At 48.8% G+C, this 18,355-nt stretch carries 13 protein-coding genes; 4 read left to right on the forward strand and 9 right to left on the reverse strand.

Features of this window, described 5'->3' with window-relative positions; translation table 11 throughout:
* Positions 1-13: 13 nt before the first annotated feature.
* The 3 genes from ACBZ72_08725 to ACBZ72_08735 form a co-directional block, all read right to left on the reverse strand.
* The gene (locus ACBZ72_08725; GenBank protein XES76258.1) at positions 14-1,378 is read right to left on the reverse strand and encodes a glutamine synthetase family protein; all 1,365 of its coding nucleotides are present in this window, start codon (positions 1,376-1,378) and stop codon (positions 14-16) included.
* A 222-nt stretch (positions 1,379-1,600) separates the two neighbouring features.
* Complete coding sequence (locus ACBZ72_08730) at positions 1,601-2,062, reverse strand: PUA domain-containing protein (protein ID XES76259.1); 462 nt, start codon at positions 2,060-2,062, stop codon at positions 1,601-1,603.
* Positions 2,059-2,949, reverse strand: a complete 891-nt coding sequence (locus ACBZ72_08735) for an RsmB/NOP family class I SAM-dependent RNA methyltransferase (GenBank protein ID XES76260.1) — start codon at positions 2,947-2,949, stop codon at positions 2,059-2,061. Before ACBZ72_08735 ends, ACBZ72_08730 begins: the two co-directional genes overlap by 4 nt.
* A gap of 103 nt (positions 2,950-3,052) precedes the next feature.
* Here ACBZ72_08735 and ACBZ72_08740 point away from each other — a divergent pair, with 103 nt between their 5' ends.
* Positions 3,053-3,964 (forward strand): malate dehydrogenase, encoded by a 912-nt coding sequence (locus ACBZ72_08740; GenBank protein XES76261.1) that lies wholly within the window; start codon positions 3,053-3,055, stop codon positions 3,962-3,964.
* A 149-nt stretch (positions 3,965-4,113) separates the two neighbouring features.
* Here ACBZ72_08740 and ACBZ72_08745 read toward each other — a convergent pair whose 3' ends face one another.
* The 3 genes from ACBZ72_08745 to ACBZ72_08755 form a co-directional block, all read right to left on the reverse strand.
* A complete protein-coding gene (locus ACBZ72_08745; GenBank protein ID XES76262.1) occupies positions 4,114-6,912 on the reverse strand; it encodes a cation-translocating P-type ATPase in 2,799 nt (932 codons plus the stop codon).
* A gap of 278 nt (positions 6,913-7,190) precedes the next feature.
* Entirely contained in the window at positions 7,191-8,351 is a 1,161-nt protein-coding gene (locus ACBZ72_08750; GenBank protein XES76263.1) for a hypothetical protein, read from the reverse strand.
* Positions 8,352-8,519: 168 nt separating this feature from the next.
* Entirely contained in the window at positions 8,520-9,614 is a 1,095-nt protein-coding gene (locus ACBZ72_08755; protein ID XES76264.1) for a hypothetical protein, read from the reverse strand.
* Between the two features lie 445 nt (positions 9,615-10,059).
* Between ACBZ72_08755 and ACBZ72_08760 the strand changes: the two genes are divergently transcribed.
* Positions 10,060-12,276, forward strand: a complete 2,217-nt coding sequence (locus ACBZ72_08760) for an elongation factor EF-2 (GenBank protein ID XES76265.1) — start codon at positions 10,060-10,062, stop codon at positions 12,274-12,276.
* Between the two features lie 142 nt (positions 12,277-12,418).
* The gene (locus ACBZ72_08765; GenBank protein XES76266.1) at positions 12,419-13,174 is read left to right on the forward strand and encodes a QueT transporter family protein; all 756 of its coding nucleotides are present in this window, start codon (positions 12,419-12,421) and stop codon (positions 13,172-13,174) included.
* Positions 13,175-13,193: 19 nt separating this feature from the next.
* On the opposite strand, the gene ectA is transcribed toward ACBZ72_08765, so the two are convergent.
* The 3 genes from ectA to ACBZ72_08780 form a co-directional block, all read right to left on the reverse strand.
* Positions 13,194-13,736 (reverse strand): diaminobutyrate acetyltransferase, encoded by a 543-nt coding sequence (gene ectA, locus ACBZ72_08770; protein ID XES76267.1) that lies wholly within the window; start codon positions 13,734-13,736, stop codon positions 13,194-13,196.
* Entirely contained in the window at positions 13,729-15,036 is a 1,308-nt protein-coding gene (gene ablA, locus ACBZ72_08775; protein ID XES78672.1) for a lysine 2,3-aminomutase, read from the reverse strand. The genes ectA and ablA overlap by 8 nt, the downstream gene beginning before the upstream one ends.
* Positions 15,037-15,333: 297 nt before the next feature.
* Positions 15,334-16,200 carry a DMT family transporter gene (locus tag ACBZ72_08780; GenBank protein ID XES76268.1) on the reverse strand — a complete coding sequence of 289 codons (867 nt, stop codon included), beginning with the start codon at positions 16,198-16,200 and terminating at the stop codon, positions 15,334-15,336.
* Between the two features lie 150 nt (positions 16,201-16,350).
* Between ACBZ72_08780 and uvrB the strand changes: the two genes are divergently transcribed.
* The gene (gene uvrB, locus ACBZ72_08785) at positions 16,351-18,333 is read left to right on the forward strand and encodes an excinuclease ABC subunit UvrB (protein XES76269.1); all 1,983 of its coding nucleotides are present in this window, start codon (positions 16,351-16,353) and stop codon (positions 18,331-18,333) included.
* Positions 18,334-18,355: the final 22 nt, after the last annotated feature.

The following is an 18,355-nucleotide window of genomic DNA, read 5'->3' on the forward strand; positions in this document are numbered from 1 at the left end:
CTTCTTTTCGGGTTTAGAGTCGGTTGATGTATCTTTCGACTTCCCATTCGGTAACCTGTGTTCGGTACAGGTCCCATTCTGAGCGTTTCTCTTTAAGGAAGTTCTCGAAGGTGACTTCGCCGAGGGTTTCCTTCATGAGTTCGCTGGTTTCCATTTCGTCGAGGGCTTCTTTGAGTGATTCAGGCAGGGAGACTATGCCGCGGTCTTTGCGTTCTTCGTAGCTCATGTGGTAAACGTTGAGCTCCACTGGGTCGCCGGGGTCTATGTGGTTCTTCACGCCGTCCAAGCCTGCTGCCAGAAGCACCGCGAACTGTAGGTAGGGGTTGCCTGCGCCGTCGGGGCAGCGGATTTCGCATCTGGCTGCGCCTTTGCGTCCGCCGAAGTTGGGTACGCGGATGAGGGGGCTGCGGTTTTTGTGTGCCCACGCAAGGTACACTGGGGCTTCGTAGCCTGGGACCAAGCGTTTGAAGCTGTTTGGCCAAGAGTTGAGGACGGCACACATTTTGCGTCCGTGAGCGAGTTGTCCGCCGATGAAGTGTCGTGCGATGTCGGAGAGGAAGTCGTTTTTGGCGTCGTCGGCGTAGAAGAGGTTTTGGGTCATTTCTTTGTTCCAGAGGCTTTGGTGAGTGTGCATGCCGCTGCCGTTGATGCCGCCAAAAGGTTTGGGCATGTGAGTGGCGATGTAGCCGTTTCGGGCAGCCACAACTTTGGTGAGCATTTTCATGGTTACCGCACGGTCAGCTGTGACGAGGGCTTCGTCGTATTTGAAGTCAATTTCGTTTTGACCTAACGCGACTTCGTGGTGGCTGATTTCGATTTCTATGCCGAAGGGTTCAGCGGTGTCGGCGATTTCACGTCGGAGGTCGTCGGTTACGTCTCCAGGGTGGAAATCAAAGTAGCCAGCCATGTCGATGGGTGTGGGTAAGCCGCCGGTTTCGCTTTCTTTGACTAGGAAAAATTCAAGTTCAGGAGCACAAAGGTATGAGAATCCTTCTTTGTTGGCTTTACCGATTGCCCTCTCCAAGATGTACCTTGGATCACCGTCGAAGCGTTTATTCTGTGGGGTGAATATGTCGCAGATGAGTCTGCATGACGATTTTTCTTTTGGTCGCCAAGGAAGCACAGCAAAAGTTGTGGGGTCAGGATACAGGACCATGTCGGATTCTTCGATTGGTCGGTATCCGGTGATGGATGAACCGTCAAAGGGTTGACCGTTTTCGAAGATGTTTTCAATGTTTTTGGAGGCAACTGCAAGGTTTTTGATCATGCCGTTTATGTCAGTGAATTGCAGTCTTACGAATTTGATTTCGTTTTCTTGGATTTGCTGGACGACGTCGGTTACGTTCTTATTCCAGACTGCGTCTTTGAAATTTTTCAATTTTGCCCATTCCTCACATTAAATTGTTAATCTTTCTTTTCATATGTTATTAGAAAACACATCTCCCATAAACATATTTAAGTTTATCGCTGAATCGTTTCGATAAACGTTCAGAATATTTTTAAAACTCTGAAACTGTGTGCTGCCTTCCTAAGGGTTACCTGTGCAAGAAAAAACGCAAAAACCTTTCGTTAAGACAAACGAAAAGCCCAAAAAGACTCATCAACCTTCGCGACGCAGAAAATCGCCCACATCCAAAACGTTTCTAACCACAACCTTACCCTCCAAACCAACCAGACCACCCGTAACCACGCCATAACCCAAGCATTCCCCATACTCATTCATCACCAACACATAATCCCCACTACACAAACCACCCCTCGCCTGCACAATGCCTTCACGAAAAATGTCCCTGCCACATATGAAAAGCCAAGCCGCCTTCCGCTTCAAAACCACCTGATTCGCCGCAACAGGAACCAGCATATTCAAAAAGTTAAAACTTGGAAAAAACACCCCATCTTTCACTTTGCCCAAGTACAACCCAGCATAAAAAAAGCCGCCCTTAGCAACCTTTTGCAGCGCAGGGCTCAGAAAGTAAAACCGATGCGCCCGCTCCACAATGAATTGGGGGTTAAGGGCGATTTTTCCGCCAAACCGCGACGCAAACGCCACCAACACTTTCATGGCTGCTCCGCCTTCAGTTTAAGCTTACAAACAAAAAAGCCCTGCGTACTTTCGGGCCAGATTCGCCGGCAAAACGCAACGGACCAGTCAAGGGTTTGCCCAAAAACCTCCGTCAACCCTTCTTCGCCGGCGCAGTCCACGGCTTGAATTTGCACGCCAAGGTTCTGCACGGCCCAATCCATGTTCAACTCGTCCTCTTCCGGCTCCAAAGAACAAGTCGAATAAACAAGCTCGCCGTTTGGTGCTAAGCATTTGGCGGCTTGGGTGAGGATTTCCCGCTGCATCTGAGCATTCCGTTTGATGTCGGTGTGGGCTCGACGGCTAAACCATTGGGGGTCAGAGGCAAAGTTGCCCGAGCAGGGAGCATCCAAAAGAATCCTGTCAAACTTTGTGTCCAACGTGGAAGCCTTCCGCGCGTCCAAAGCGTAAACCACACAGCAACGCACATGACAACGCTCCAAATGATTAGTCAAAGCGGTTAACCGCGTTTTGTTAACGTCCAGAGCCACCACGGCGCCTTTGTTGTCCATTTGGTCGGCGAGCTGCGTGGTTTTTCCGCCCGGAGCCGCACACGCATCCAGCACGGTTTTGTTTTTTAAGCCCCGAAACAGGGTGACAGGAATTTGGGCGGCGGCTTCCTGAATAGAGTACAACCCCAAGAGGTATTCTGCTGTGGCGCCTGCTGAGACGCGGGATTTGCCGACCCAGTAACCCGAGTCAAGGAAGGGTACCTTCTCAAGTTCTACGCCTATGCTGCGGAGGCGTTCGGGAAGGTTTTTGGTTTTGGCGTTGGCTTGGTTTATGCGGATGGCTTGTCTGGCTTTTGTTGGTTTGTATTGCCAGCCGAGTTGTCGGTAGCGGTTGACGAAAAATTCTTTGCCAGACATCAACCCGTACATTGGAGGGCTGCAGATAAAAACCTTTCAAGACAAAGTTGCTACATAGGTTACTCTTATCAGAAAGGTTCACAAGAATATTCTTGGTGAGTTTATGATTACAATTATTGGTGCAGGACGGGTAGGGAGCGAATATGCCTACAATATCCTGCAAGACACCATCGGCGACGTAACCCTCATCGACCTGCAAGCGGACTTGGCGAGGGGTGAGGCGTTGGATATGATGCAGGCGGCGCCCGCCATCGAGTTTGATGGTTTCGTTCGTGGGTCAGGCGACTTCAAGGACATGGAAGGCAGCGAGCTGGTTATTGTTATGGCGGGGCAAGCCCGCAAGCCCGGCATGACCCGCATTGACCTCATGAACGTCAACGCCAAAATCATCCGCAGCATCGTCAAAGAAGTCGCCACATACGCGCCTAACTGCAAACTCATGGTGGTCACCAACCCTGTGGACATCATGACTTACATCGCCCGCAAAGAATCGGGGCTGCCTAAAAACCGCGTTTTCGGCATGGGCAACATTTTGGATACGATGCGGTTTCGCAGCTACATCGCACAGGAGTTGGGGGTTTCCCGCGAAGACACTCATGCATTAGTCATTGGCGAGCACGGCGACAGCATGGTCCCCCTTGCTGAACACGCCAGCGTCTCAGGCATACCCGTCACAAACCTGCTGGGCAAAGAGCAAATCGACAAAATCATCCACCAGACCATAACCAGCGGCGCCGACGTCATCAAACTCAAAGGCGCAACCATCTACGCTCCCGCGGCAGTCATCGCGTTAACGGCAGATGCCATTGTGAAGGACCGTAAACGGGTCATGAGCGTCTCCACCTGTCCAAGCGGGGAATACGGCTGCAGCGACTACTCCATCGGCGTGCCTGCCGTTATGGGCAAGGACGGCGTGGAGAGGATTTTGGAGTTGAAGCTGTCGGCGGAGTCGCAGCAACGGTTCGAGAATTCGCTAAACGCAGTAAAGCAGGCGATTTCACAACTCACGCCATAGCGAACCAGAACCGTATCCTGCCATCTGGCGCCAAACGCTACCTTTCTACGCCTTTTTAAGACGCGAGAAGAAACCAAAGCGGTGCCTAAATCAAAAAAGCAAAAAGAAACGGGCCCCGCAAAAAACGAGGAGGATAGCACACCGAAGGCTTAGGTGTGGTCGTGTTGTTTGAGGCTTTTGGTTGTGGCTTTGGAGAATCTTCGGCTGAAGAACTTGCGGATTTCCTCTGCCAAAACCACCACCACTGCCAGTCCAAGCAGAAACGCCCAGTCGCCCAAACCTAAGGGCATGGTTCCAAAAACCGCCTGCAGCGGGGGAACATAGATCAGCACCGCCAAAATGGAGAGTTGCGCGATGATGCCTATGATTATCCATTTGTTTTGTTTGAGGCTGGTTTTGAAGATGGACTGTTTGCTGGTTCGGCAAGCCAGAACGTTGCCTGCCTGCGCCACAACGATGCCTGCAAACGCCATGGTTACGCCTTTGAGGTAGATTGGGTTGTTGTTGGGCAAGCTTTGTCCAAAGTGCCAGTCAACTGGAACGGGCATGCCAATGGTCCAGCCGCCAGCTGCCCACGCGTTTAGGCACCCAATCATGGCTCCAGCAGCGATGATTACGCCTATGAAAACTGACCGCAGCAGAACACGCCGGGTAAACAGTCGTTCGGTGGTGCTGCGGGGGGGTTCCTGCATGATGCCTGCTTCGGGGGGTTCGCGGCTTAAAGCCAACGACGGAATAACATCGATGGCTAAGTCGATGGCTAAAACCTGAAGCACCAGCAGCGGCAGCGGAATCCCCAAAGCCGCATAGAGCATAAAAGGAATCAGCTCTGCCCAGTTGTGCGAGAACACGTAAACGATGAATTTGCGGATGTTTTCGTAAATTGCCCTGCCTGACTCGACTGCCTTCACTATGGAGGCGAAGCTGTCGTTTAACAGGACAATGTCGGCTGCTTCCCTAGCCACATCTGTTCCAGAAGCCCCCATGGCAACGCCAATGTCAGCTTCCTTCAGCGAAGGCGCATCGTTGGCGCCGTCCCCTGTGACCGCCACAACTTCCCCGCTGCCTTTGATTACCTTCACGATGCGGAGTTTCTGTTCAGGCGAAACCCGAGCAAAAATCACGTTGCCCTTTTTAACCTCGTCAACGACGGTTTGGTCACTTAACTCGGTCAGGTCTACGCCGCGAATGATCTTGCAGGATTCGCGCTCAACAATGCCTACCTCTTTGGCGACAACTTCCGCAGTGGGACCGTAATCGCCTGTTATGATGACTGTTCGGATTCCTGCCTGTTTTGCCTTGGAAACGGCGTCTTTAACTTCTTTTCGGGGTGGGTCACGCATACCTGCTAAGCCGACAAAAATCAAGTCGTTCTCAACATCTTGGTCTTTGTTGTATTCGCCGTCGGGAAGCTTCTTGTAAGCAACCGCGATAACACGCAAACCTTTTTTGGCGAACTCGTCAATTCGGGCTGCAACCAAGTCGTACTTTTCCTGAGTTAAATCCTCAACTTTGCCGTCAATATAGAGCCGAGTGCACAAGTCAAGAATTACCATAGGGGCACCTTTGGTGTAAACGTAAAGGTCGCCCTCGAACTTGTGGAGGGTCGTCATCCGTTTGCGCTCAAAACTAAACGGCAAAACATCCACCGTTGGCTTCTCAACGGAAGCATCCTGCAAGTTCACACTTGATTTAAGGGCAGCAACAAGCAACGCGCCGTCGGTGGGGTCGCCAATTACGCTCCAATTGCGGTTTCGGTCGGAAGGAGGATCAAGTTTAGCGCCGTTGCATAGCCCCGCAATTTCAATGAGCTTATCTAAAGCAGCGGTTTGTCCTTCTTTTAGGGGTTCACCGTTTATTGTGAAGTCGCCTTCAGGCTTGTAACCTATACCCGCAACCCTCACCACATGGTCGTAAAACCACATGCGGTTAACGGTCATTTCACCCTTGGTTATGGTTCCCGTTTTGTCCGTGCAAATCACGGTTACGCTACCCAGTGTCTGCACCGAAGACAGCCGCTTCACCAAAACATTCTGCTTAACCATCTTCACAACGTTGATTGCTAACGCGCTGGAAACGGTGACCTGTAAACCTTCAGGCACACAGCAAACCATAACTCCAATCATGAAGAGGATGCTGTTTCCGATTTCAACGTGCAGCCAGAAAAAGCTTGCCAAAAAGAAAACTGCACCCACAATTACTGCGATAATGAAGTCGTATTTTGCGGTTATGGCGATTTCTTTCTGCAGGGGGCTATCTTCCTCGCGTATGGTTTGGGTTAAACTGGCGATTTTTCCAAACTGCGTTTTCATGCCAGTTGCATAAACAACCGCTTTCCCCTGACCCTTAGCCACACTGGTACTCATGAAAACCAAGTTAGGAGAGTACAGGTATGCTTTCTCCACGGTTTTCACAGTCTGCACCACACGCGGCTGCGGCTCAGATTCCCCAGTCAAAGGAACATTGTTAGTCCACAAGTCAAAAGCTTCAACTAAGCGGGCGTCCGCGGGAACCCGGTCACCTTCCTCCAAAAGGATGATGTCGCCTGGAACCAGCTCCTTCACCAAGATTTTTGCAAGTTCCCCATCCCTTAGAACTTTAGCGTACTCAGGCATCCAGTTTTTCAATGTTTCTACAGCTTTTTCGGCGCGGGATTCCTGAAAGAGGCTAACGAAGATGTTTAGAAAAACAACTGCGAGGATGATGAGGGTTAATTCTGGGTTTCCACTTATGTAAGAGAGAAAACCAGCAAAAAGAAGCAAGATACCAAACAGGTCCCGCAGGTGCCTGACGAATTTATGAACCAGAGGAATTTGCCTTTTCTCGATGAGGCTGTTGAAGCCATACTGTTTTAGCCGGTTTTGGGCTTCTTCGCTGGTAAGTCCGTCAGGCGACGTATTCAAGTCAGCCATAACGTCTTTGAGTTCTTGAGAAGCAGCTTTTTCCAAAATAACTCCGCCGAATCTTGTTAACCTAAGACAAACCTACATACATCTAGTAGGCAGTGGATAATAATAGAATTTGCCGTCTCCTTGATGAGCATTAAGTGGTGCATACAAGTTGGAGCGCACCGAAAATCCATTGACACCGATTTTGACAATGACTATTTTCGCCTTAAGTTATGCCTTAGATTTATTGTTCTCCCTAAAGGTTCCGCTCTGAGATTTAAATCAATCGGAAAACAATAACCCTTCACCTATAAAGCAATACATAACCCGCATCCAATTTAGAACACTTTGTTAATACCTGATTTTCTTTTGACAACTAGCACCAAAACCAAAATAGCAGCTAAACCCACCACCAAAACAGCCAACACACCAACGACAGACGCATCAACAAAGGACACATTCTCGCCCGCAGGCTGCATAGAAGGCACCCCAGACGGCTCAACTGAAACAAAAACATCAGATGGACTCGACTCAGGCGCCTGCGAAGCAAAAGCAGGTGACGCAGGCAAAGACGATTGCGAAGGCAAGCAAGGCAAAGCAGAAGACGCTGGCAAAGAAGCAGGCACAGACTGCAACGGAACCGCCGTTGGCACCGGGGAGGGGGGTACAGAAGCAGACGGCTGGGCAGGTACTACACTTGAAAAGTTTGATTCAACCTCGGGAATGCCAGAGAAACCCGTTGCCTGACAGAAACTAACCTCACCAGTATCCGCCCAAATACCCACTTCAATACCGTCTGCCGTGCCATAAAGCCTATCAAAATAAAGCTGCACCTTCCAAAACGGATACAACACCAAAGGCTCCCTCACAAAATCAAAAAACTCAACACCCACCAGCTCCTCCCGCAACGAAAAATTCATAGCCACATACTCACCACCCTGAAAAATCCGCAACACATACTCACCAGCCTGCTTTCTAGCAATCTCAACCGCATCCTCCCTAGAAACATTCACATCAGAACAACCAACCGAATACAAACCCCAACTATTACCAAATGAGGATAAGAAGCCATTTTCAATTTTGAAACTAACTTTTTTTAGTGAAAAGTCTACGCCATCAACTGAAGCTACCCATTCAAATCGTGTTGCGTTGCCTTGAATAGTGGATATAGTGAGCTTAATGTTGTCGTTTTTTAGTTCGATTGGTGAGGTATTGTTAAGCATATCCAACATCGTGTTCATTGTTTGGGCGTAATCAGCTTTTGAGAAATCCTGATTCTGACGTAAAGCATTCTTCGCTATAGCTAATGTGTTATCGGCTTGGGCAGCACTTAGAATAGGCGAACCTTTGTTCAACCAGACAATGCAGCCACATAATGTTTTATTTACAAAGGTACAAAGTATGTCTAATTCACTTGAATCTTCATGGTTAAAACGGTATTCTATGCGCTCTTCAGCTAGACCACCCAGCCGTGAGGGATACTCAATGCGGTTAGCCATTAGAGTTATGTCATATTTTGTTAGGTCAAGACCAACCACGTCCCCTATAAAAAACAACGCCCGCTGCTGAGCGTTCCATTCGTCAGCATTCACAGGAGAAATTGCCGAGAAAGATAGGAGTAAAACAAAAATGACTACAGTTGAAAGCAGTTTAACAATTTGTTTCAATCAATACCCTCCTTCTTGTGGTAATACCATATCTCCATTACCTAATACAAGCAGTTTACACTTCCAAGTCTCATCACCTGGAAGCGGATGCTCAGGATCATAAACCTCATACCCTTGATATAAATCCAAATCACTGAAGCTTTTCTCATAATCATTTAGTACATATTGTGAAGCGATATCTAAAGCGTCGTTTATTGAATGATTATCGCTTAAGGCTTCTTGGTAGAATTTCATGAGGAAGTCAGTATAGGTGTAGGCTGTTCCCGGGATTGTTCCGTTTAGCCATCTTGAGTGGTTGAGGAAGCTTATGAAACAATAGTCATTCGGTGAATCATTGGCATAGCCATCAATGGTCCACCCATATTCTTCACCATGATGCGTCCAAGCATAAGGCAGCCCAACCGCACCAGTACCACTAACTGAATCCCAATAACCCAACTCTTCTGCCAACACACAAGTCCAAAGAAAAACAAAATAATGCTTTCCTAAAGAAGTCGAACAAAACAACTCAGTATCCCAAACAGAGTCACCGAGACTATCGTAGTAGCCCCAGTGCTTTGTTTGAGGCACCCCAGGCACGTCAGGTAAACTAGTGAAGTTATAATGCCCATAATGGAATACTGTTACATAGGCACAAGTTGCCTCATAAAAACTGGCATTTTGATAAACACGTGCCTTTGCGGTGCTCCCTCCATACTCGTTTGGCGCATAGGCATATACAGTTGATTGCTGCCCGAAAGAACCAGCAATGCTAGAAGCAGCTATTGCGGAAGCAAGATTCGACTCATAGCCCTGATCATAAGTAGAAACATACACAGGAGCAGCCGCAACCATTCTCTCCTCAGCACCCCAACTGCCATGGATAGGTTCAGGAGATACGTATTTTCTCATTAACCCATAATCGCCATAACCCCAATACTCTATCAATCCTAAAGACTGTGTAAAATCTACCCTGGCAATGTTTCCAGAGCCCCCACTCCCCGAATTAATCTCCACAAAATCCCACATACCAACCATCCAATGCGCAATCCAACCATCTCGCAACAACAAGAAAACCGTAACGCTATCACACTGAGCAGAGTCCACATTAACCAAAAACTCAACCTGCCTCCAGACCAAAAGGATAGCCAACAACCTATTCATGATGTTTCATAAATCAACATTCAGCACATTTAGCTTAAAAGTTTATCTTTAAACACCAACAGACAATTGAGTTGTAATTTATTCAGGACTTTTCAATTTCATATTCAACACGACGATTGAGCGACCATAAATCGCGTTACCATGTTAGATTATATGTCGTTCCTTTTTCACCTCAGGTGTGTTGCCAGCTTTGAGTGCTGAAGTAGGGGGCTAAATGGCAAAAACCGGGGGTTTTGTTGACCAAAGCGTTGGTTGAACAGTTGCCATAAAGTTAATAGGTGACAGTCTCAATTTCCCTGTAGCTCACCACTTTAAGAGAGGCATAAATGCTTCAACCAGTTAAAAATGGTACATTACAGGTTGATAATGATTCATAAAAAAAGGAGAATACACAGTTATGGCACGTTATAGACAAACCGAAGAAATCGTCAAACTGATGAATAACCCAAAAATCATAAGGAACACCAGCATCATTGCGCATGTTGACCACGGAAAAACCACTCTTTCCGACAGCCTTCTCGCACATGCAGGCATCATCAGCACCCAGACTGCTGGCCAGAAACTGTTTTTGGACTCATGGGATTTGGAACAGAAACGTCAAATGACCGTTTTCGCATCTAACGTCAGCTTGGTTCACACCTTCAATAACGAAGATTACCTCATCAACCTCATCGACACCCCCGGACACATCGACTTTTCGGGCGCAGTCACCAGAAGCCTAAGAGCCGTTGACGGGGCATTGGTGGTTGTCGACGCAGTTGAAGGACCCATGACACAGACCGAAACTGTGCTCATGCAAGCACTACGAGAACGCGTCAAGCCACTTTTATTCATCAACAAAGTCGACAGACTCATAAAAGAAATCAAACTCACCCCCCAAGAAATTCAACGCAAATTCGCCAAGATTCTACTCCGCGTAAACACCCTCATCGAGAAATACGCACCCCCCGAACATAAAAAGGACTGGCAAGTCAAAATTGAAGACAGCCGCGTAGCATTCGGCTCAGCCCTCCACAAATGGGGTCTAAACCTTAACCACATGAAACTCAAAAAAGTCAGCTTCCAAGACATCATCGACGCATACACAGGCGAATATCAAGAAGTCGGAAGAAAAGTGGACGCCCTCAGCAAAAAAGCGCCCCTGCCAGAACCCATTCTGGACATGTTCTGCGAACACCTTCCAAGCCCACTTCAAGCACAACCATACCGACAATCTCAGATTTGGCCAGGCGACGTTAATAGCCCAACGGGTCAAGGCATGGCAAAAGTTGACCCCAAAGCACCTCTGCTCATGTGCATCTCAACCATCGAAGTTGACCCCCACAGCGGCACAGTCGCCATCGGCAGAATCTTTAGCGGTGAAATCGTCAAAGGCAAAACCGTTCAGCTAGTCAGCGGTCACAGTAAGGGCCAAATTCAGCAGGTCTTCATGAGCATGGCAACCGACCGAGTCATCATCGACCGTGTCCCAGCAGGCAACATCGGCGCCATTTCAGGACTACCAGCCATTCATGTAGGCGAAACCATCGCCGAAGACGGCATCGAAGTCCACTCATTTGAAGGCTTACGTTACGTTTCTGACCCAGTCGTAACCGTAGCCGTTGAACCTGAAGACGTCAAAGACCTGCCAGCATTTGACAAGGTCATGCATAAACTGACCACCGAAGACCCGAACCTGCACTTTGTCATGAACAAGGAAAGCGGCGAATTCCTGCTCTCAGGTATGGGTGAACTTCACTTGGAAATCACTGCTTACCGTCTGCAAGAAGCAGGCTTAAAAGTGAAGCTTAGCAAGCCCATTGTGATTTACCGCGAAACCATCAGCCACGACTACAAAGGCCCAGCAATCATGGGCAAAAGCCCCAACAAACACAACAAACTCTGGATAACCATCGACAAACTCTCTGACGAAGTCATTGAAGCCATCAAAGCCGAGAAAATAACGGACATGCAAAGCAAAGATGAACGAACCAAGACTCTGAAAGAGTTAGGCTGGACACCCGACGACGCCAAAGGCGCAGTCGCAGTGGAAGAAAACAACATCCTGGTTAACCGCATCAAAGGACGCCAGTACGTAGAAGAAATTCTTGACCACATAAAAACTGGGTTCCACGAAGCCGTCCACACCTCGCCCCTGGCAAAGGAGCCAGCTTACGGCTTAAAGATAAACCTGGAAGACATCACCCTCCACGAAGACCCAGTCCACCGAGGCCCCGCACAAGCCATACCCATGACTTGGCGCCCCATATACTGTGGCATTCTGCTCAGCGACCCCAAGTTGCTTGAGCCCCTGCTCAGCTTCGAATGCAAGGTTCCAAGCGAATTCGTCAGCTCCGTCATTACACTGCTCAATAAACGACGCGGCAAAATCATCGACATGCCCAGCGAAGAAGACATGATAACTGTCAAAGCCGAAATGCCCGTTTCCGAAAGCTTCGGCATCGCTGACATTCTCCGCAGCAGCACCCAAGGCAGAGCCTTCTGGGCAACCCAGTTCAGCCGTTGGGCACCTGTCCCAGAACAGATGCAGGCAGACACAATCAAAGCCATTCGCGAACGCAGAGGACTCTCACCGACACCGCCAAAACCCGAAGAATACTTCGAAAGCGAATAAACCCGCACCCCTCCCCTTTTGGGGACCCATTTTTGTTAAGCATCTTGTTTCTTGAAGCGGCAACTTAAGGCAGCCCAAAACCCCGTTTAAAAGAAAGGTAGACTGCTAACATTGAATATTTTTAAGTTTAACTGTGCACGTTATGAGGCGACGGGACATGCGGGACTTACTGGTAATGTGGAAAAACCCGAAAATGGTTGCCATCGTCGCCATAACTGCCCTGCTGTATTTTGGCTCTCTTTTCCCGTTTCGGGGACTCACAGCGTTTGGCGGATACGCTGACTTTGGACGCGTGGGTGTAGGCATACCCGTGGCGTTTTCCTTCCTGTTTGGTCCAGCCGCGGCGTGGGGAGCAGCAATAGGCACCGTTTTACGCGACATCGCCGAAGCACAACTTGACGCGTCAAGCGTTTTCGGGTTCTTTGGAAACCTGATTCTTGGCTACTTGCCGTTCAAGTTGTGGGGTATGTTGACCAAGGAAAAACCTGACTTGCGCAGTGTAAAGAAACTGCTCCTGTTTATGGGCGGCGGGGTTTTGGCATGTGCCGTATGTGGGCTCACGATTGGTTGGGGGCTGTTCTGGCTGGGTTTCACGCCGTTCATGCCCACCGCCGCCATAATTGCCTTGACCAACGCCCTCTGGGTCGTCACTGTAGGTGCATTAGTCTTGGCGTTATCCTATAATTTCGTGAGCAACCATAAACTACGCTACCAAGACATACTCAAACCAGACCAACCCCAAGAAAACGACGAAAAAGGCAAAAAGGCTACAGTTTTAGCATTGGTAGCTGTTTCCGTGTGCTGTTTTCTTTTAGGAGTGGCGTTTGAGTGCAGTCCCCTGATGTTGTTGCCTTTTATCGCCGTAACCCTTGCGTTAACGGTGACAGCAATGCGTTAGCATCCATCGTGGTTGAATGTTAATTTTTAGGGGATAAAAGAGAGAGCTGCTTGTTTGCTTCATCCGGCGCGAAGGGACCTATACGGTAGAGGACTTCTGCTTCGTGCCCGTCATTCTCAAAGTCTTCCTCGGTGAACATCATGCTTCTTTCGCATTTAGCTTTGAGCATTTCGGCAAGGGAACAGAAGCTTTTTTCAGAGGCTTTGTTGGAGGGGTTCACGGTACCTTCAAAATAGGAAACATGCGCCTGACTAATCTGGTGCAGAAGCATACGTTTCTGCAAGCCGCAGCCGCGATAATTATTTTTGACAACTGCTTCCCAACTGAAAAAAGTGTCAGGACGATTTCGCGGGACATACCCCGAAGAGAAAGCCACAATTTTATGTTTGTGCTCCACCACCACACAGGTGTCGGAGAAGTCTTTGGCTAAAAGAAAATAGGTGTAGCGGGAATTCAACCCGACGTAGGGGCGATTTGCAATCAGCAACGCGTAAACATCTTTAACATCTTTACGGGTGAAGCTTCTCACATGGAACTGCAAGTTTTCGTCACTATTAGACATCTACAACACTTTTAGGCGTCTTTTTTTCTCTCCGTTTAAGGCGCTTGTTTCCCTGCGGTATGAGGGAAATCACCTGCTCCGTGTCAGCCAGCAACCTTTCAATACCTATGGGGGGTCGCTCGTCGGCTTCATCTAGTTTCAACTGCAGAACACAATCACGACAGTTGCGGTCACAAAAGACGGGCTCGTAGCTGTCAGGTTCCTTATAGGTGGTGATAACCCCTTCATAGTTGCGCAAAACCACCTTGTTAGTAGACCACGAAATGATATAATTCGGCATAACGGGGATTTTTCCTCCACCGCCGGGAGCATCAATAACGTATGTGGGGACAGCAAACCCGCTGGTGTGCCCAACCAAGCTCTCAATAATTTCGATGCCCTTTCCAACGGGCGTTCGGAAATGAGTCAACCCTTCAGAAAGGTCACACTGGAACAAGTAATAGGGACGCACACGGTTCTGGACAAGTTTTTGGTTTAGTTTTTTGATGATTTGGGGACAGTCGTTAACGCCCGCAAGCAACACAGATTGATTGCCCAGGGGTATGCCTGCGTCGGCGAGTTTTCGCAGAGCTTCCTGCGCTGAGTGGGTGAGTTCGCGAGGATGATTAAAATGCGTGTTCAACCAGAGCGGGTGGTGTTTCTTGAGCATGTTGACAAGTTTGTCGGTTATGCGGTACGGCAAAACAACAGGGGTCCGCGTGCCGATGCGCACAACTTCTACGTGGGGGATTTTTCGCAGTTCGGTAAGGATCCAGTCTAAAAACTCGTCAGGCAAAAGGAAGGGGTCGCCGCCTGAAAGCAGCACATCGCGGATTTGATGGTTTTCTTTGATGTATTGTATGCCTTCTTGGATTTGTTCTTTAGAGGGGATATGGTCGGGGTCGCCGACTTTTCGTTTGCGAGTGCAGTGCCGACAGTACATGGAGCATCGGTTGCTGACCAAGAACAGCACGCGGTCAGGGTAACGGTGAGTGATGCCCGCGACAGGACTGTCTTTATCTTCATGCAAGGGGTCAGCCATGTCGCATTTAGAGATAATCAGTTCCGCGGGGTTGGGAAAAGACTGCTTAAAAATAGGGTCATTAACGTAGTTTTCTCGGTCAATCAACGAAGCATAGTAGGGAGTTATACTCATCGGAAATTTCTTTACGGTTTCTTCGAGTTCTTTGCGTTCGTTTTCGGTGAAAGTGATGCCAGTTAGCTTCTCAAAAGCAGCTATTGTTCTGATTGAATTTTCCAACTGCCACTTGTAATCCCGCCAATTGCTGTCCAAAATTGTTTTGGGCGCATTTACTGTCATAAGTTGAGGATTACGAGCAGAGGTTTTGTTTTTTTGAGGGTTCATAATTACAACTCCAAGTAACACAAGCAAGCAAAAGTAGGCTGTCCCAAAGCCTGCGAGCTTGTTCTTTACACTTTTATCGCTGTTTTGCAGGTATAACTTATCGCATATATAAGTTCCGCAATACGAAAAACAAAACGGCAAAAACAGTTTTTTAGCCGCTTTAAATGGAAGTTTGTTCAAAAAAACTGCAGAAACCAACCAAAAAAATGAACGAGCTATAAACCGCTTTTAAATCCGAACGCTGCAACGATATTACCCTAAAGTCACCAACGTGACGCCCAACACCGTTAAAGCTATGCTGATGAAAAGCTTCGGAGAAACCGGTTCCAGTTCCTTAAGGAAGAGAAAAGTAAAAAGAACCACAAACAACGGCTCAATCGAAATCAACGGCGTAACAACTGTAACCTTCTCCAAGCTAAAGGCGTAAAAAGCCAAAAACCACGCCGCAGCCTGCCCAACGCCTGCTGCCCAAAACCAACGGAAATTCTGTTTGAACGCCAGATTTTTTCGGGTTGCCCTTGAAGAAAACAAGAGTATGCCAAAGGGCAGAAAAGAAAACGCATATGCCACCGCAACTCCCATAACGGGTACATTGCTCAGGTTTAGTGCGTGTTTTCGGATTATATGTGAAACCGCAAAGGTCACCCCTGCCAGTATGGGAAACAGCAGGTACTTCCATGCCGAACTTCGTTTTCTGTTACTGTTGAGGCTGAGGTCTGCAACCACAATGGCAGCCACAATTGCAACAATACCCAGCATGTTCAAAAAGGACAGGGCTTCGTCGAGAAGCAACACTGCGAGCAAAGCACTGTAGAGGGGGTAGGCAGCGTAGACACTGGAATTCACGGTGGCGCCCAGTTTTTTTAAGCCCTGATAGTACAGCAGCCGGATAAGCCCAGGAGAGAGGACACCGCTTATGGCGAAAAAAGCAAACCCAGCCCAAGTAAGTTGGTTAAAGTCAGTGAGGAAAATGGCGAGGGGAAACAGGATAACCATGCCTACGACTGTTACAATGAGGCTGACGTTGAAGGCTGTGGATGAGGCAGAGTTACGTCTGACCAAAACAATTGAGATGCCTGAAGCTAAGGCGGAAAGCAGAGCCAATACTACGCCAATCATGAACTGCCCTTTTTCAGAAAGTGAGCTAAGAAGTATTAAAACAAATCATCTAAACCATGGCGAATATGAGAAAAATGGCTATATTTTTGCCGAAAAAACCTTATACACCCAGCAACCTTCACAGATTATTCCTTACTTATTTCGTGGAGAATGCTGATGCAGTTCCAGCTGACCGCCCCCTTCAAAACTTCACCTGGACAAGAAAAAGCAGTTGATCAAATAGTCAAAAACTTCACAACAAAGGACAAACAGACACTTCTGGGCATCACGGGCAGCGGCAAAACATTTGTCATGGCAAACGTTGTCCAGCGCCTCCAAAAGCCCACCCTCATAATCGCCCACAACAAAACGTTGGCGGCACAGCTTTACGCCGAACTCAAGGAGCTTTTCCCAAATAACCGTGTGGAATACTTCATCAGCTTCTACGACTACTACCAGCCCGAATCGTATTTGCCTGCGCAGGACATGTACATCGAAAAAGATAGCGATGTCAACGAGCAAATTGAAAAAATGCGGATGCACGCGGTCAGCAGCATTGTCAGCCGCAACGACACCATCATCGTCGCCAGCATAAGCTGCATCTACAGCTTAGGCAACCCAGATGATTTTCGCAGCCTTGCGGTGGATTTGGCGGTTGGGAAACCGATGGTGCGGCAACGGCTCATCAACGCTTTGGTGGACATGCAGTACGAACGTAACGACATGGTGCTAGAGCCAGGTAGGTTCCGCGTCCGAGGCGACACCATTGACGTAATCCCCGCCTACGAAAGCGACATCCTCCGCGTCGAACTCGAAGGCGGGACAGTGCGGAAAATTAAGGAAGTTGACCACATCACAGGCGACATGAAAGTCGCTTTGGACCAAGTTACACTTTACCCTGCAAGACAGTATGTGGTGCCTGAGGAGAAGCAGAAACGCGCCTTAGGACAGATTGAGGCGGAGCTGGAGCAGCGGCTGTTGGAGTTGCCGCCGTTGGAGGCGCAGCGGCTTAAGCAGCGGACGCATTATGATTTGGAGATGATTCGGGAACTGGGTTTCTGTGCGGGCATCGAGAATTATAGCCGCCACTTTGACGGGCGTAAAACGGGGGAGCCGCCGTTTACTTTGATGGATTACTTCCCCAAAGACTACCTGCTCATCATCGACGAGAGCCACCAAACCATTCCGCAGGCACGCGCAATGTATAACGGGGACTATTCCCGCAAAAAGAACCTTGTGGATTTCGGGTTTCGCTTGCCCAGCGCCATCGACAACCGCCCTCTGAAGTTTCCCGAGTTTGAGGGGAAAATGGGCAAAACCCTCTTTGTGTCCGCCACGCCAGCTGAGTACGAGTTGGAGAAAAGTGGTCCTGCGGTGGAGTTGATTACGCGTCCAACTGGGTTGTTGGATCCTGAGGTGGAGTTGCGTCCGATTGAGGGACAAATGCAGGACCTCATGCAAGAAGCAAAGAAAACCATCGAGCGGGGCGACCGCGTCTTAGTCACAACGCTCACGAAGCGCATGGCTGAGGACCTCACCGACTACCTTGTGAAAGAGGGCTTTCGCGTCCGTTACCTGCACAGCGACGTTGACAGCCTTGACCGTATCGAACTCATCCGCCAACTGCGCGTGGGTGACTTTGACATTCTGGTTGGCATTAACTTGCTTCGGGAAGGACTGGACATCCCCGAGGTGGCAACCATCTGTATCTTGGACGCGGACAAGGAAGGTTTCCTGCGTGATGAACGCAGTCTCATTCAAACCATCGGACGCGCCGCCCGAAACGTCAACGGCAAAGTCATCCTCTACGCCGACGTAAAAACCCAATCCATCAAACGCGCCATGGAAGTCACCCAGTACCGCCGCAAATTCCAAATCCGCTACAACAAAGTCCACGACATCACCCCCAAAACCATCGTCAAAAGCGTCTCCCACAAAGAAGGCACCATCAAAGGCATCAAGCACCTTGCCAAGTCTGATGTGCGGCGCCAAATCATCGAGTTAGACGCGAAAATGCGGGAAGCCGCCGAGCAGTTGGACTTCGAGAAAGCCATCCAACTACGCGACCAAATGCAGGAATTGCAGCGTACACTGGAGCGGCAAGAAGAAAAACAGCTTGGGTTTAATGAGAGATATCGTGCCCAAGAATCTTAAAGCAATACAAACATTCTTAGAT

This window comes from Candidatus Bathyarchaeia archaeon (genome assembly GCA_041447175.1).
Taxonomy (GTDB): domain Archaea; phylum Thermoproteota; class Bathyarchaeia; order Bathyarchaeales; family Bathycorpusculaceae; genus JADGNF01.